Source organism: Pseudomonas sp. UM16 (genome assembly GCF_050312595.1).
Lineage (GTDB): Bacteria > Pseudomonadota > Gammaproteobacteria > Pseudomonadales > Pseudomonadaceae > Aquipseudomonas.
Genome location: NZ_JBNPJT010000003.1, coordinates 163,856 through 181,179, shown reverse-complemented (window position 1 = coordinate 181,179; position 17,324 = coordinate 163,856). Strand labels below are relative to the sequence as shown.

The window sequence follows — 17,324 nt, the reverse complement described above, 5'->3', positions numbered from 1 at the left end:
TGGTCCTTGTTTATTCGTTGGTACGGTTATCCATAGCGCGCAAGCGTTCGGCAGCTTCACGTAGCTGCGCGCGAAAGCCCGAGGCAACGCGTGTTTCTGAGGGCGGCGGTAACTGGGCATCACCCTGGCTCAGGTGCGCGGCATCGGTGGCGAACACTGAAGGGTCGGGGAGCAAGCCGTCGGCGCTGAGGTTGATGCGTGACTGACGACCGAGGATCCAGGCCATATCGCCTTCACTGGCCAGACGGCTGCCACGCACCGCGCCAGCAACGAACTGCCCTTGAATCAAGCCAAGGCGCTGGTTCAAGGTTTCGCTGAGAATCTCAGGCGTACGCCCGTAGCTCAGGTTACTGCCATCGGCCTGCCAGCCGGAGAATTCAAGGAGACGACTTTCACGTTCCACCACCGGGCCAACGAATACCGCCGGATCAACGTCGGGCAACGGCAGATTCTGCAGCGGGTCATTGATGTCGCGGTCGAAGAAAGGGCCACCGGGGGCGGGAATGAACGGTGCGGCGATGTCCAGCGTAATGGTCAACTGGGCGAGGTCGGTCGCGCCAGCGCGGTCGCTGAGTGTATAGGTGAACACGTCCTGGAGGACTTGCCCCAACCCGGCGGCGGCCAGCACCTCGGGGTTGCTCTGGTCGATGGTGTAGGTGTAGCTGCCATCCGCGTTGATCACCAAGGTGCCGTAGCGCCCAGCCAATGGCTGGCCGACAACGCCCGCCGCGCCGCTGCCTGCTTCGGCACCGGTACGAATAGCGCTGACACTGAGTTGTTCACCGCCATCGACATCACTGTCATTGGGCAGCACGTTGCCAACCGATTGCGGGGCCGATACTTGATCACTGGCGACGTTGCTGTCGTCGCGGGCAAGCGGCGCATCATTGGCCCCCTGAATCACCACATTCAAGCGTGCTACAGATTCGGCGCCGGTGGTGTCGTGCATGCGGTAGGTGAAAACTTCGCGCAGGGTTTGTCCTGCTGTGCGCAGGGCCTGGACCACAGGATTGTTGTTGTCCAGCACGTACCGGTAACTGCCATTGGCATTGAGCACCAACTGGCCATAACGCCCCACCAGTGTCTGGCCGGCGAGGGCGACGGTGCCGGTTTCACTGGTCACTGACAACACTTGACGGGTTTCACCCAGCGTTGGGCTGTCGACGTCAGTGTCGTTGTCCAGAACGTTGCCGGTAGGGTTCACACCGGGGGCGTTGTTAGCGATGCCGCCGGCCTCGACCGCGATGCTGCTATCGTCGACGGCAATCGGCGTATCGTTGCGGCCGTCGATGGTAATGCGCAATTGTGCGGTGTCGTCGGCCTGATGCGGGTCGACCACCGTGTAGGTGAAGGTGTCCGCCAGTACCTGACCACTGGTGCGCAAGGCCTGAACCGCTGCCAGGCTGTTGTCGACGGTGTAGGTCCAGCTGCCGTCGGCGTTCATCACCAGGTTGCCATACAGCCCGCGCAGGCTGGTGCCCAGCGTGCCGTCGGTACCGCTGCCGGTTTCGCTGCCAGTGCGGATCGCCGAAATGGTGAGGGTGTCGTTTTCCAGGTCCCCGTCGTTGGTCAGAACATTGCCGCTGGGGTTCAGGCCCGGCGTGGCGTTGTTCAAGCCACCGGCCTCGATGGCCGTGGCACTGTCGTCAGTACCGTGAGGGGCATCGTTGCGGCCGATGATGACGATTGACAATTGGGCAAGGTCGCTGAGCCCGCCACGATCAGTAACTTCGTAGGTGAAGCGGTCAACCACGGTTTGCAAGAGGTCCAGGGCCAGTACCGCCGGATTGGAGGTATCGATGGTGTAGGTGTAGCTGCCATCGGCATTGATAACCAGGGTGCCGTATTGGCCGATCAATACGTTGCCAACGGTGCCGGCAACGCCAGTGCCGCTTTCAGCGCCGGTACGGATACCTGTGACTGTAAGTTGGTCCCCTTGGTCGACATCGCTGTCGTTGGGCAGCACGTTGCCGCTGGGATTGAGGACCCGGCCATCGCCATTGTCGGCGACGCCCAGATCGATGTCGTTGCGCGCTACCGGCGCATCCCAGGCCCCCTCGATGGTCAGGGTCAGTTGCGCCACACCCAGGGCGCCAGCGGCGTCACGCATGCGGTAGGTAAACAGCTCCTGTAAGGTATCGCCGGGCTTGAGCGCCTGGACGGCAGCCAAGTCATTGTTGACCAGGTAGCGGTAGTCGCCGTTGGTGAACACCGTCAGAGTGCCGTAGGTGCCGCGTATGATCTGGCTACCGTTGACCGTAACAAAGGTGCCACCGGCAAGGATGCCGCCGATACGAATGCCATTGTCGGACTTGGTGTCCCCCGCATCGACATCGCGGTCATTGCTCAACAGGTTACCGGTAGGGGCGACACCGGCAGTCCCATTGTTAGTGCCGCCGGCTTCGACAGCCACCGCGCTGTCGTTGACGGCTATCGGGTTGTCGTTGCGCCCCTGGAGGGTGATGGTCAAGGTGGCGGTGCTGGTGGCGCCGGTCAGATCACGGATGGTGTAGGTGAAGGTCTCGCGCAAGGTATCGCTGGCCCTGCGCAGGGCTTGCACCAGAGGATCGGAGTTGTCGATCAGGTAGCTGTAGCTACCGTCGGCATTGAGCGTCAGGCTGCCGTACTCGCCGGCAAAGCTGTTGCCGAGGCTGCCGATGCTCAGTCCCTGACGCACGCCAGTCACCGTCAGGGTTTCACCGAAGCGGTCGACATCGGTGTCGTTGCTGAGCACGTTGCCGCTCGGGTTAGTGCCGGCGGTGCTGTTGTTCAAGCCACCGGCCTCGACCGCGATGGCGTTGTCGTTGTTGGCCACCGGCGCATCGTTGCTGCCGCGAATGGTGATGGTCAACAGCGCGGTGTCGGTGGCGCCTGCGGTATCGACCACGGTGTAATTGAAGGTTTCGATCAGTGTATTACCCGGTCGCAGGGCCTGCACCGCCGCCAGGCTGTTGTCCAGGCGATAGCTGTAACTGCCATCGGCATTGAGGGTCAGCCAACCATAGGTGCCGCGCAATTCGTTACCCAGGGTGCCGGCAGTCCCGGCACCCTCAACAGCGCCAGTACGTACCGCGCTCACCGCTTTGGTTTCGCCATAGTCGATCGGGTCGCCGGCACCGCCATCGACATCGGTGTCATCGTCTAGCACATTACCGCTCGGGTCACTGCCACCGCTGGCGTTGTTGACGCCACCGGCCTCTACCGCCTCGGCCACGTCGTTGTCGGCCACCGGGTTATCGTTCTGGCCACGAATGACGATGATAATCTGCGCATCATCGAACTCACCATCGGCGTCGGTGACCCGATAGGTGAAGACTTCGACCAACAGATCATCCGGTCCGCGCAGGGCGTCGACCTCGGGATTATCGTTGTCGACCACATAGCGATAGGTGCCATCGGCGTTGATCGTCAGTGCGCCGTAGCTACCGTTGAGCGCGCTGCCGACGACCCCGGCGGTGCCGGTGTCCGTCTCTCGACCGGTGCGCACAGCGGTTACGCTGACCGGATCGCCGTCAGGGTCGACAAAGCTGACTTGCCGCCCCGGGGCCGGAGGTACGCCGGGGTCGACGCCGGCTGCAGTGTTGTTGAGCCCGCCTGTTTCGGTGGCCAACGCCACGGCATCTTGCGCGTGCGGCGGATTGTTGGCACCGCGCACCACAATCACCAGTTGCGCGGTGTCGGTAAGCCCAGCCGAGTCGACCACCTGGTAGGTAAAAATGACGTTCATCGTCGCGCCACGCGCCAGGGCGACGATTTCAGGGTTGTCACTGTTGACGTCGAAACTGAATGATCCGTCGGGGTTGATGGTTAGTGTGCCGTAGTTCACTGAACTGCCCACGGGATCGCCGTTGTCGAACTGGGCGAAATTTGCCTGGACGATTACCGCGCCAGTGCCCACCGTAGTCAGGATGCCGCCGGCAAGCTCTGGGCCATTGCGGATACCGTTGACCTTGAGCACTGAGCTCGGACGATCGGCGCGGTCCACATCCAGGTCGACGCCGGTGCCGCCAGGCTGGTTGATCGGTCCCGGACGGCTGGGAAACAGAATGACGTTGCCAGTCGGGTTACTTTCCGGGGCGGCGTTACTGGCCCCGGCTTGAGCGGCCGCTTGATCGTCGCTGGCCACAGGGTTGTCGTAGTTGCCGACCACGGTAATGCGCAGTTCAGCCAGGTCGTTCAGGCCGAGTTGATCGGTGACCTGGTAACTGAAGTACTCGGTCAGGGTGTCATTCGGGCCCAGTCGCTGCACGGCAGTGTTGCTGTTGTCGATCACGTAGGTATAGGTGCCATCGGAAGCAATTGTCAGGGTGCCGTAGGTGCCGGTGACGCTGATCGACCCACCGGCAGGCACCACGGTCAGCGGCCCACTGGCTGCTTCACGCAAGGGTCGCACGCCAGTAACCGCTTGGGTCTCACCGTAATCGATCGGATCGGTTGCGCGCTCGCCACCATCGACATCATTGTCGTTAGTCAGCACATTGCCCGTCGGGTTGACCCCGTCAATCGGGAAGCCATTGGGCGGGGTGTCATTGGGGTTGCCATTGTCAGTGTTGTTGACGCCGCCTTGTTCAATGGCGGTGGCGGTATCATTTGCCGCGTCCGGGGCATCGTTGGCACCCTGGATCAACACGTTCAAGGTGGCACTGGACTGCAACGGTGCGCCGCCCAGGCCGATGTCGGAGACGGTATAGTTGAAGACCTCGGTCAACTGGTCGCCGGCCAGGCGCAGCGCCTGGATTTCGGCGTTGTTGTTATCGACGATGTACTGATAGGCGCCATTGGCCTGGATCACCAGCTTGCCGTAGCGGCCAATGACCTCCACCGAGCCGACCACCGGCACCGATACCACCACGCCCAGCGGTGAAGTCACCGAGACCACGTTGAGGAAGTCGCCATTGGTGGGGATGTCGACATCAGTGTCGTTATCGAGAAGATTACCCCGTGGGTCCACACCCTCCAGGCGGTTATCGGTACCGCCAGCCTCGACCGCAGTCGCATTGTCATTCACGGCCGCTGGCCGATCATTGACTGGGGCGAGGTTGATCACTAGAACGTCTCGGTCGGTGCGCGCATCGGTCGCCTGCCCAGGTACGCCGTTACCATCGAAATCGCCGTAGTTGCCCTGGTCAGTGGTGGTGACTTGAAGAAAGTCATTGCCGTTGAAGTTCAGGTTGCCAAGGTAGCTCAGACCGGCCAACGCCGCATTGATGTCGGCGATTCGGCCCAGTAGCACCAGCGTTGCTGTGCCGTTGCCACCGACTGTGACGCCGCTGGTAGTTCCGGTCAGCGACAGGGTGCCGTGGGTGACCGTGAGGGTGACCTGGATCGCGCGGCCATTGACGTCCGGATCGCGCTCGGCATCGATGTCACTGACACGGATGCCGGGGATTGCCAGCGGCACATCCTCCAGGCCACTCTGCAGCCCGGGCAGACTGTTGACTGGCGCGTCATTGAGTTCGACATACCCTGAGTTGGCCTGCGCAGTGCTGCCTTCGCCCAGGGTCACGCCCACCTGGCCGAGTGTGCCTGCGTCCGTGTCTATGCGCAGGCGCAACTCGCCGAACTGGGCGATGCTGTTGACCGTGGTGGGGGCGTCCAGGCGGTACAGACCAGAGGGCAACACGCCAAACGTAAAGCGGCCATTGCTGTCGGTGGTGGTGCTGAAGGTTTTGTCGTCAGCATTGCCGAGGATGCCATCAGTACCCGCCCAGATCAGGTTGATTGTCTGGTTGGGTACGGCCAGTTCATAGCCAGGTGTGCCGGGTACCGGATCCACATCCGGGGTGGCGTCGTTAGGCGCTGTGGCGGCAGTGACGGTATCGTTCCAAAGCGTGCCACTGATGATCCCCAGGCCCGCACCTTCGCGCAGCACATAGTTGTTCAGGGTGCTGGCATCCGGACCAGGGCCGTTGGCGCCGGTACGCTCGCCGCTGGCGCTGCTGTCGGCTCCTACGGCTGAGCCACCCCAACTGGTGAACGTCTCTGGCAGGCTGCTCCAGCTCAAGCTGGCATCGCTGCTGGCGATGGCTGTGCCATTGGGGACACTGACCGAGTACAACACGCGGACCTGGGTGCCGATGTCGACCCGGGCAATGTCCACACTCAGGCCACCGCTGGTGCTGAAAGTCACCCCAGCCGGCAGGTTACCTGGGCCGTAGGTGGTGCTGCCTATGGTGATGCTGATCAGGTTGTAGTTGCTGCCCGTCGGGAAGCCGTCAGTCAGGTGCACGTCATACGCCGGTAGGCCCCCGCTGGCAGTAAAGCTGACGCTGACCGTTGCGCTGCCCAGGGTAGTGCCCGGATTGGGGCTGAAGTCGGTGACCTGTTTGTTCAGGCCGGTAAAACCAGCTTCGACGATACGTTCGCTCAAGGTGTTGCTGGTGGCGCGGGTAATACCGTCTACCCGATCCTGAACCGTGGCGCCGAGGACATCGCCGGCCTGGTTCTCGACCCGGTTGTCGACCCTGGCACTGAACTCCACCACGATGCCTTCTAGGTCGTCATCGTTGCCATCGTTACCGCCGCCAAAGGCGCCGTTGGTGATATTGCCCAGGTTGAGGGTGATGATCTGGTTGCCGTTGGCATCGGTACTCAGTTGCACGTAAGCCGAGTTGAGTACCCCGGTGGGCGCCGCGCCGGAAAGGTCCGGGGTGATGAACTGGGCTTCGGGGCTGTCCTCGTTGCCGATGATCTGCAAGGTGCCGCTGGTGATCAAGTCACTCAGGCTGGTGACCAGGCCGCCGTCGGAGACAAAACCGATGCGCATCGTGCTCAGGTCCGCCAGGGTCAGGCCCTGACCCAGGGTAATCACCAGCTGGTAATTGGGGTTATTGCCTTCGGGCACCAACACCGTGGCGCGGTAACGGATGATTTCACCGATGGCCGCCGTCTCTTGCAGGGCATTGGTCGGGTTGGGGGCGCTGGTGTCGGGCAGGCCGCCGACCCGGGAAAACTTGATGCCCTGGGCGACCGGGATGATCAGCACGCTGTCGCGGCGGTAGTCGTTGAGGGTGCCACCGTTGAGTGGGCCATCCTGGCCTGTGCGCTCGCCAGCCGGATCGGCACCTGCGCTGCTGTTGCCATTGAGGCTGGTCCAGCGCACTTGGGCGAGGTTGTCGAATTGCGCCACCGAGGCGCCAGTGGCATTGACCACGCCAGACACACGGATGACCACGCTGCCGCCTTTGGCGATGTCGACATTGCCACTGTTGACCAGGGTGCGGCCGCTCGGGTCAAGGCTGAAGCTGCCAGTGATGTTGGTGCTGACGCCATTGACGGTGTAGATCACGCTGACCAGGGTCAGTTGGTCCAGTTCGGTTGGCAGCTGGCTGCTGAAGGCGATGTCGTAGGCATCGTAGTCGCTACCGGCAGAGCCGTTAGTGAGGGTGATGGTGTATTCAAGCGGGTCACCTTGGTCGAAGCCGATCCCTGGTGGGGTGATCAATTGCTGGCCCAGTTGCAGGGTGGGTTCCTGAATGGTCACGCTGGGCTTGCTTCCCGTAACCGCTACGTCACGGTTGACCGGCGTGCTGGCGTTGGGCGTATCACCGTCAGGGTCGCTGTAGGTGAGGGTGGCATCATTCAGACGCACAGCGCTGGTCTGGTTGCTGGTCACGTTGCTGGCCACCAGGCGCAGGCGAATGACGAAGCTGTTGTTGGCGGTGTTGTTGTCACCGCTGGTGGTGGAGACGGTAAAGGTAAACCGAGCGTCAACACCGTCAGCGCCCAACGTGCCTGACGGTGCGGTGAGGCTGCCAATGGTGACCGTGCCGCCGAAGTTTTGCGCCAGTACACCCCCGGCGGTGGTGATCAGCAGATAGCCTTGATTGTTGAAGCTGGTATCCAGGCGCATGCCGGGCGGAATCAGGTCATCGATGCGCAAGGTCTGCGTGGTGCCTTCGGGCAGGGTGACGACAATGTCATAGAGCATGCTTTCGCCCACCACCAGGTTTGCCCCGGTGGTGTGGCTGGCGCTTGAGTCACTGTTGTCGAGGCTTCCGCCGGCATAGGTCTTGGTGATCGTCGGAGCGGCGACCTGCTGGTTGGCCAAGTCGCTCAAGGGCGTCGCCCCGAGGAAGTTCTGCCCACCCTCGACACTGGCGTAGCCAGTCAATTGCGCGGTGCTCTGCAGGGACCTGCTGGCGGCAATGGACGAGGCGACGTTGACCTCGTAGGTAATTACCACCAGGTTGGCGCCGCTGGTGTCGGCAGCCGTACCGGGACGGCCGGCGAGCAGGGCGCCGACACCGGCGCTGTCGATAAAGGTGATGGTATTGGTGGCGTTGTTGACGGTGTAATGGGTGCCGGCGATCAGGCGCGTGCCGTCACCCCGGTAGATCAGCAGATTGGCCGCCGACAGGCTGCCACCGACAAATGACAGTCCAGGAGGCAAGGTGATTCGTGTGCTGACGTCAAAGGCATTGCCGCCGCCAAGGTTTTCGATGGCGGTAGCCAGGCGCAGGCGGTCATTGGCATCGATACCGCTGACATTACCGTTGACGGCGGTGATGTCGGTAATGCTGCCGTTGAAGGGGATGCCGGTGCCACCGGGGGCATTCCAACTGCCGGTGGTGCCGGTTACCGTACCGTGGCTGGTAGACACCACGCCGTGGCTGATACTCAGGACCGGTTCGGCGACCGAGGCGATCAGGGTCACGTCATCGGTGGTCTGCAGAACGCTCTTGTCCAGGGTGCGGGTCTGGCTGGACTCACCCAGTACGTTGAACGCACGCTGGTCGGCAAACGGCTGGTCACTGACGGTCAGGGTAAAGTCAATCGCGATCCGGCTGCCATTGACCCCGGGGTTGACGTAGTCGGCGAAGGTGAACACCAGCGAGTTACCCGGGCCCAGGGTGACTGAGGTGGGGCTGTCGGGGTTGGTGTTACCGGTGGCCAGACGCCAGATGCTGTTGAGGTCCAGGCCACTGAGGTCGAACAACGGCAATGGCAAGTAAGCGGTGAGCTTGAAGTTCTCGTAGTCGCCGGTCACCAGGTCATAGCTCAAGCGGAAGGTGACGCTGTCACCGGGGCGCAGCTCCGTGCCGGGCGCAGGAGCACCGTTGCCGTTGAGGTCGGAGAGGTCGATCTGCACTTGGCTGTTGGGGATACGCGAGAGGGTACTGGAACTGTCGTTCTGGTCTTGACCGCTGAGGTTCAGCGGATCCAGCAGCACGGTGGCGGTGACGGTGGCCTGGTTGCCCAACGGGTCGCCTTCGTTGATTTCACTGTGCGGGTTGCCGGCGGGTGGGGTATAGCTTTGAGCAACTCGGGCCTGATAGCTGATCACCGCCAGGGTCGCGCCCTGAAGCAAGTCATCGAAGGCCAGGTCACCGTTGAGCCAGGTGCGCGTGGCGAAGGCATTGCGCATCGACTGGCCAATGTCAAAGACCATCGAGGTAGTGCCGTCGCTATTGACCACGCTGCTGCGGACCAGAGTAATGCTCTGGGTAACGCCATTGACCGTCAGGGTCAGGGTAGGGCTGTTAGCCACCAGGTTCTGGCCGTCGCTCAAACCATCGGCGATGACGAAGCTGCCACCGCCAAGAAACGTCTCGCCATAAGCGAAGTAATCGGACAGGGCGATCTTCAGGTCGTAGGTCAGCGTGTCACCCGGACTGATGCCGGCACTGCCGCCGTCAACGGTGACGGTGACCTGTTTTTCCAGGGTGATGGACTTGGCGATAAAGCTGACATCCTGACCCTGGCCAGTGAAGTCGATCTGGCCGCTGGCTGCATCGCGCGGGTCCAGAGGTTGCCAGCTGCCGGTGGCGCTGGGGCCGTCGAAGGTAATGGTGACGTCGTTGCCGCTCACCGGGCTGATCACCGGTACGCCGTCGGCATCCTCTTCGGGCACGAAAAATTGCACGTTGGTGCTGGTCGGGCCACTGATCGTCGGGTAACGGACGCTGAACTCACGAATGTACAGGTCGTTGCTCAGGTTGCCGTCGTTGTTTTGCGCAAGAATTGCCTGGATCAGCGCCGGGTTGGTGACGGCGCGGCCATCGTAGAGGGTGATCGAGGCCAGGGTGCCACCCCCGCCAGGAGTGATGGCGGTGACGATGACATTGTCCGGCACCGGTTGTTTGATCACCACATCGGTCAGGGTCTGTTCATCGGCCGGGGTGATGGTGACGTCAAGGTCGCGCTTGAAGTTGGGGCCGGTAGCCGTTTCACCTTCCGGGGTAGTAACCACTTGATCGACGGTGATCACTGTCGGGTGCACCAGATAGCTGTCGGCGTTGGCCGCAGGCTCAACGATGCTTGGATCGCTGGCGGGGTTGTTCAGCGAGTCGTTGCCGTACTGAAAGCCGCTACGGGCGCGGATGGTCAGGTCCGGGGTTGAGCCGGAAAAGGAAAAGTCGGTGTCGGCCAGATTGCTCAGGCTTGCCGTGACCTGGATGGCGATGGGCGGCTGACCCTGGCTGACACTGGCAAACGGCAGTTCCAGGACCACCATCTGATCACCCGCACGCATGCCGAAATCGGCGGCATTGATGACCAGTGGCTTGCCGTCGGTGCCGACAGCCAAGGGGTGGTTGGCGCGGCCATTGGCATCGAAGGTCAACACATGCGCGGTCAGTGGTTGCCCCAGGTAGGTGGCGGATACAAAGGTGATGCCATCATCGATTTGCGAGCCGGCGCCGTCCTTGCCTGTGGCTGGCAAGAACAGGTCGACAAAGGGGGCATAGCCGGTGTCGCTGGTGCTGTTGGTAAAGGTCACGGTAAAGCTGAAGGTATCGCCGATCAGGACGTTGGCGCCACCCGACAGGTCGGTAGTCGGGCCAGCAGCCAGCAGGCGGTCATAGCCAGCCATGGCGGTGGCGGTCAGGGCAATGGGTTTATCGATCGCGCCTCGGCTGACTTCAAGGTTCCAGTCACCGCCAGCGCGGGCGCTGCCAGTATTGTCGTTGGAGGCGCCAACATCGGCGCCGGTCCAGCGTGACAATTCATCGACCAAGGTGCGCCCGTCGCTGCCGGCACCGACGTTGCAGCCATACAGCTGGATGTCTGCGCCTTCGCTCAAGGATTGGCGCCACTGACTCAGTGGCTGGGAAAACTGTTCGATATTGTCAGCGTTCAGGGTGGTCTTGCCCAGGCTGAATTCGCCTGAGGCACCATGGGAGAGTATCTGGATGGAATCGACCTGGCCCAGTTGCGCCAAGGCAGTGGAAATCGCCGCCAAGCCATCCTCATTCGCTTCTACCACCAGTACGTCGACATTGCCGGGCAGTTTGGCGGTGAGCTGTTCGCGGCCTTCGATGCGGCTATCAAGGACCAACAGGTGCCGGGCAGCGGAGGGTTGCTGAGCGGGTTCGCTGCGGGCTTCGGTGGGGGCTTCGGTGGGGGTGGCGTGGGCGCTGTTGGCATCGGCGTTGTCGCCGCTGTCCTGATGCTGTTGGTCCGCCGCTGCGCTGGCGGCAGCTCCGTCAAACAAGATGCGTGGCTCCAGAGCCATGGCTTGGCGCTGGGGTTTGAACGCAGTAGGCACGGCAGAACGGGGCTGGGTCGTCATGTCCACATCATCACTCTGAGCCCTGGGAGAGGGCAGGCCATCAGGGGCGTCGCCACACAGCGGTCAGTCCCTCAGATGCTGATTAGGGAAGGGGCTGGCGTTGCTGGGTATCAAAAATAGCCTAGTCGTTTTTTTTAGCCTTGTAGGGCGGTTCTGAGGAGCGGCTCTATAGTCGATTGCAAGCGGCAGGTGCAAGCGTAGAACCCGGTCTATCCTGACGTTGCCTGCTCAACGCGAGCGGCAGGTGCGATGCAGTCACTGGCCACGAATGTGCCGTAGACGACGGTTGTGCCCTGACAAGGGAATCTGGCTGGAGCAAGAGTCATGGAGAGTTGGGTGAAGCGCTGGTATGTGCGCGTTTTTTTCCTGTTGTGGGCTGCTTTTCACTTCCCTGTGTATGCCGCGCAAGATTCGTCGGAGGTGACGGCGCCACCGGCCGAGCTGAAGATTGCCAATCGCAGCATTATTACCTTTCAGGCCACTGTACTCGGCGAAACCCCCGCCGCACGTGCCCAACGTGCGCAGACAGTGATCAATGAAACCCTCGACGGTACTGAAGATCCACTGGTGCGCCTGGATACCATTCAAGACAGCTACCTGGTGCTGCTTGGCGAACGCCGGGCGTTCATCGTAACGCCCAAGGATGCAGGTCAAGAGCTCTCAGTTGCCGAGGCTGCAGCGCAAGCCGGCCAGCACTTGGAAAAGGTCGTGAATGAGTCCAGACAAGCGCGCAGTGTGCGTTTTCTGGTGACCGCAGGGGGGCTGAGCGCAGTGGCAACGCTGCTGTATATCGGTTTGCTGCGCCTGGCAGGCTTTGTCCGGCGCAAACTGCTGTCTTGGCTGCCCAAACGCATACGGCGTCACCACGATGTGCTTAAAGTCGGTGAAACCCCATTGCTGGACACCAGCAACCTGTTTCCGCTGATCAGGCGCTTGCTGGCGTTGCTGTACTGGTCGATTGTGCTGTTGCTCACTTATGAATGGCTGACCTTCGTCTTGCAGCGCTTTCCTTACACCCGGCCCTGGGGGGAAAGCCTCGATCATTACCTGCTGGAGCTGTTGCGTTACGTCCTCGATGCCATCGTCAGCGCCATACCGGGGTTGGTCATTGCCCTGATGATTTTCTTCATTGCTCGCGGCATCAGCGCTTTCAGCAAACGTGTGCTGGAGCGGCTGGCCAAGCCCGGGACCATCACCTGGCTCAACCATGAAACCTTGCAGCCAACCACTCGCCTGACCTCGCTGGCAATCTGGCTGTTTGCCTTGGCAATGGCGTATCCCTACCTGCCTGGCGCTGGCACCGAGGCGTTCAAGGGCCTGTCAGTGCTGATTGGCCTGATGATCTCGCTCGGCGCTTCCAGTGTCGTAGGGCAGGCCGCTGCCGGCTTGATCCTGACGTACACCCGCACATTGCGCCCTGGGGAATTTGTGCGCATTGGCGAGCATGAGGGGACGGTGACGGAGCTGGGCATGTTCACCACCAGCATTCGCACCGGGTTGGGAGAGGTCTTGACCATCCCCAATTCGATGATTACCGGAGCGGTAACCAAGAACTACTCGCGGGTGGTGCAGGGCGCGGGCTATGTGGTGGACACCGTAGTGACCATTGGCTACGACACACCCTGGCGCCAGGTCGAGGCGATGCTGCTGGAAGCGGCGCAACGCACCGCCGGGATTTTGCAGAGCCCCAGCCCGCAGGTGTTTCAGACGGCACTGTCGGACTTCTATCCGGAGTACCGCCTGGTCGCCCAGGCGGTGCCCAGCGAACCACGGCCACGTGCCGAGCTGCTGACCTTGCTGCATGCCAACATTCAAGACGTCTTCAATGAGTACGGTGTGCAGATCATGTCGCCGCATTACCTGGGCGATCCCGAGCAAGAGAAACGCGTGCCCAAGGAGCGCTGGTTTACTGCACCCGCGCAGGCTCCAAGCGAAAAAGGCGTCGAGCAATGATCGACTTTGTGCTTCATGCGTTGCGCTCCAACCCCGAGATTGCGGTGTTCCTGGCCATTGCCTCGGGCGTGTTGATCGGCCGAATCCAGCTGGGCAGTTTCCATTTGGGCTCGGTAGCCGGTGCCTTGCTGATGGGCTTGATCATCGGCCAGATCGGCCTTGAGGTGCCGCAAACGCTCAAGTCAGTGTTTTTTGTGCTGTTCATCTATGCCGTTGGCTTCAAAAGCGGCCCTGAGTTCTTCAGTTGCCTGAACCGCAGCAGCCTGAAGCTGGTGTTGTTCTCGGTGGTGCTGTGTGCCACGGCGCTAGGGGCGATCCTGATGATGAACGCGGTGTATCACTTCGATGCAGGCTTCACCGCAGGACTAGGCGCCGGAGCCCTGACCGATACCGCGATCATGGGGACCGCCAGCAGCGCCATCGCCCAGCTACCGCTGGATGAAGTGGCGAAGAATCAGCTCTACAGCCATATGGCAATTGCCTATGCCATTACCTACCTGTTTGGCACCATTGGTTTGATTGTCTTCGTCGGTACCATTGCGCCCAAGCTGTTGGGTGTGGACCTGCGCACCTCTGCCCGGGAGTTGGAACTGGAGTTGGGCATCGCCAGCAACGAAGACATCATCACCATTCCCTATACCCGCATCGTGGTGCGCGCCCATCGCGTGGCCGACAGCGCCAATGGCATGTCGATCGCCGAGTTTGAGCGCCGTCACGCGAACATCACCATCGAGCGCGTGGTACGCGGCGACCTGGTCCTTGAACGTGACACAGGTTTAGTCCTGCAAAGCGGCGATATCGTCGGGGTCTATGCCTTGCGTGAAGACGTTGGCGTACTGGCGCAATGGCTGGGCCCGGAAATCGACCACCAACAATCGCTGTCCTTTCCCACCCGCAGCGCCGACGTGGTGCTGACCAGCGCCGTTTTGGCCGGCAAAACGGTGCATGAAATCAAGGCTGCATTGTTGGGCTCGGAGCGCATGGGCTGCTTCGTCACCACCATTACCCGCCAGGGCCTGGAATTGCCCATGCTACCCAACACGGTGCTGCGCAAAGGGGATGTCATCTCGCTCACCGGGCGCACCTCAAGCATTATCGCGTTGGCGCACCAACTGGGACGGATTCGCGAGCACAGCTACAAAAGCGATATCGCCGTACACAGCCTGGGCATGGTCGTGGGCGCGCTGGTAGGCATGCTCTCGACGCATATCGGCATGATTCCCATCGAGCTGGGCGTGGGCGGCGGGGTGTTGTTGGTTGCCCTGTTGATCGGTTGGTACAACTCTCGCCACCCCGAGGTAGGTGCCTTGCCGGCCGCTGCGCAGTGGGCGTTTTCAGAGTTCGGGCTGACTGCTTTCGGTGCTGTGGTCGGCCTGCTGGCGGGCCCGGCCGCCATCACCGCGATGCAGAGCCAAGGCGTTGCCTTGCTGATTTCCGGGGTGGTGGTGACCTTGTTGCCACCGCTGGTGTCGCTGTATTTCGGGCGATATGTCCTGCGCTTGCACCCAATGGTGTTGTTCGGTGCGCTGGCAGGCGCCCAGACGGAAGCCGCGTCGATGAACAAGATCATTGAACAGTCCGGGAGCAACACGCCGGTGATTGGTTTCACTGTCTGCTATGCCATTTCCAATGTACTGCTGGCGGTGTGCGGCCCGATCATCGTCTATGTCGCCAGTTGATTGTGACGCTTCTAGACAGCGGTGGCCGGTAGTTTGCTAAAGGCGCGGTAAGCTACGCTGTGCACACGCGTGATCGTCCGGTATCGCTGGATGTTTGCTGATGTTTATTGTTGCAACGGAGAGACCCGCCTGATGGAAAACCCGACCAAGCCAAGGAGCACCCTTAATCCACCGGTGTTCTACACCAGCGCTGTGCTTATTCTGTTGCTGGTGTTCTATGCCGTGGCTTTTCAGGAGCACGCGCAATCTCAGTTCAACCATATCCAGCAGTGGATCATCACCAACGCCAGCTGGTTTTACATTCTGGCAGTGGCGTTGATCTTGATCAGCGCGGTGTTTCTGGCGGTCAGCCGTTACGGCGATATCAAGCTCGGCCCTGACCACAGCGAGCCGGAATACCGCAGTCGCAGTTGGTTTGCCATGTTGTTCTCGGCGGGAATGGGCATCGGTTTGATGTTCTTTGGGGTCGCCGAGCCGGTCATGCACTTCACCAGCCCGCCGGTGGGTGAATCCGGCACCGTGCAGGCCGCCCGGGAGGCGATGAAGATCACCTTCTTCCACTGGGGGCTGCATGCGTGGGCGATCTATGCCATCGTCGGTCTGATCCTGGCCTACTTCAGCTTCCGCAAGGGCTTGCCGTTGACATTGCGCTCGGCGCTGTATCCATTGATTGGTGAGCGTATCTACGGCCCGATCGGGCACGCGGTGGACGTGTTCGCGATCATCGGTACGGTGTTCGGGGTGGCCACCTCGCTGGGCTATGGAGTGTTGCAGATCAACAGTGGTTTTCACCAGCTGTTTGGTGTGCCGATCAATACCACGGTGCAGATCATCCTGATTACCGTCACCTGTGGCCTGGCCACGCTGTCGGTCGCCAGCGGCCTGGATCGGGGCGTGCGGATGCTGTCGGAGCTCAACCTGGTATTGGCACTGGTGCTGATGCTGTTTGTGTTGTTGCTCGGGCCCACGGTGTTCTTGCTCCAGGCCTATGTGCAGAACACCGGCGCCTATCTTTCTGAGATCGTCAACAAAACGTTCAACCTCTACGCCTATGAGCCCACTGACTGGATCGGCGGCTGGACCCTGTTGTACTGGGGTTGGTGGCTGTCCTGGTCACCCTTCGTTGGCCTGTTCATCGCGCGCATTTCGCGCGGGCGGACCATTCGCGAATTCATCTGTGGCGTGCTCTTCGTGCCAGCCGGGTTCACCCTGTTGTGGATGACCGTGTTTGGCGACTCGGCGTTGCATATGATCCTCAACGAGGGCGTGAAGGATTTGGCCGTGGTGGTGGGGCAGGACAGCTCATTGGCATTGTTCGCCTTCCTCGAACACTTTCCGATGTCCAGCGTGGTGTCGATGGTTGCAGTGTTGATGGTGGTAGTGTTTTTTATCACCTCCGCTGACTCAGGCGCGCTGGTAGTGGATATGTTGGCTTCCTCAGGGCATGACCACTCACCGTTGTGGCAACGCATCTTCTGGTCGGTGAGCATTGGCGTAGTGGCAGTAGCGCTGCTGCTGGCCAACGGTTTGAAGGCCCTGCAAACCGCGACCATTGCCAGTGCGCTACCGTTCTCGATCATTCTTCTGGCCTCGATCTGGGGGCTGTTCCGCGCCTTGAACCTGGATGCCACACGTCAAGGCCTGCGTTACCAGGCGTTACCGTCGCCGCGCAACGTGGCCCACTCATTCGGCGGCTGGCAGCGACGCCTGCGTAATATCGCGATGATGCCGAAGCGCTCGCACGTTACCCGCTTCATTGGTGAAGTGGTCAAGCCTGCCTGTGAGGAAGTCGCCGGGGAGCTGCGCAAACAGGGGTATGAGGTGACGATTCAAGAGCAGGACGATGGACGCATCACCCTGGAGCTGGATCACGCTGGAGAAGGGCGGTTCCTTTACGAAGTACGGCCCAGGGCGTTCGTTATGCCTAGCTTTGTGCTGCAGGAAAGTGATGACAACAGTGATGCGCGCAAGTATTTCCGCGCTGAAGTGCATCTACGCGAAGGCGGTCAGGATTACGACATCATGGGTTGGAGCCGTGAAGATGTGATCGGCGATATCCTCGACCAGTACGAGCGGCATTTACATTACTTGCATATGGTTCGCTGAGCCGGCCTGTTTATAGAACAGCACGACATCAGCGTACACGACCGCCTTACAGGGGCGGGCGTGTACGCTGATGC

The 17,324-nt window shown here is 61.2% G+C and carries 4 protein-coding genes; 3 read left to right on the top strand and 1 reads right to left on the bottom strand.

All coding sequences use genetic code 11. The features are described 5' to 3' along the window. Positions 1 to 10: 10 nt before the first annotated feature. Positions 11 to 11,512 (bottom strand): VCBS domain-containing protein, encoded by an 11,502-nt coding sequence (locus ACQRAX_RS04535; RefSeq protein ID WP_412039237.1) that lies wholly within the window; start codon positions 11,510 to 11,512, stop codon positions 11 to 13. Positions 11,513 to 11,836: 324 nt separating this feature from the next. Here ACQRAX_RS04535 and ACQRAX_RS04530 point away from each other — a divergent pair, with 324 nt between their 5' ends. The 3 genes from ACQRAX_RS04530 (at position 11,837) to ACQRAX_RS04520 (ending at position 17,250) form a co-directional block, all read left to right on the top strand. Beyond that, a complete protein-coding gene (locus ACQRAX_RS04530; protein ID WP_412039238.1) occupies positions 11,837 to 13,465 on the top strand; it encodes a mechanosensitive ion channel family protein in 1,629 nt (542 codons plus the stop codon). Next, on the top strand, positions 13,462 to 15,144 hold the full coding sequence (aspT, locus tag ACQRAX_RS04525; protein WP_412039239.1) for an aspartate-alanine antiporter: 1,683 nt from the start codon (positions 13,462 to 13,464) through the stop codon (positions 15,142 to 15,144). Before ACQRAX_RS04530 ends, aspT begins: the two co-directional genes overlap by 4 nt. A gap of 132 nt (positions 15,145 to 15,276) precedes the next feature. Beyond that, entirely contained in the window at positions 15,277 to 17,250 is a 1,974-nt protein-coding gene (locus tag ACQRAX_RS04520) for a BCCT family transporter (protein ID WP_412039240.1), read from the top strand. The last annotated feature ends 74 nt before the right edge of the window (positions 17,251 to 17,324 follow it).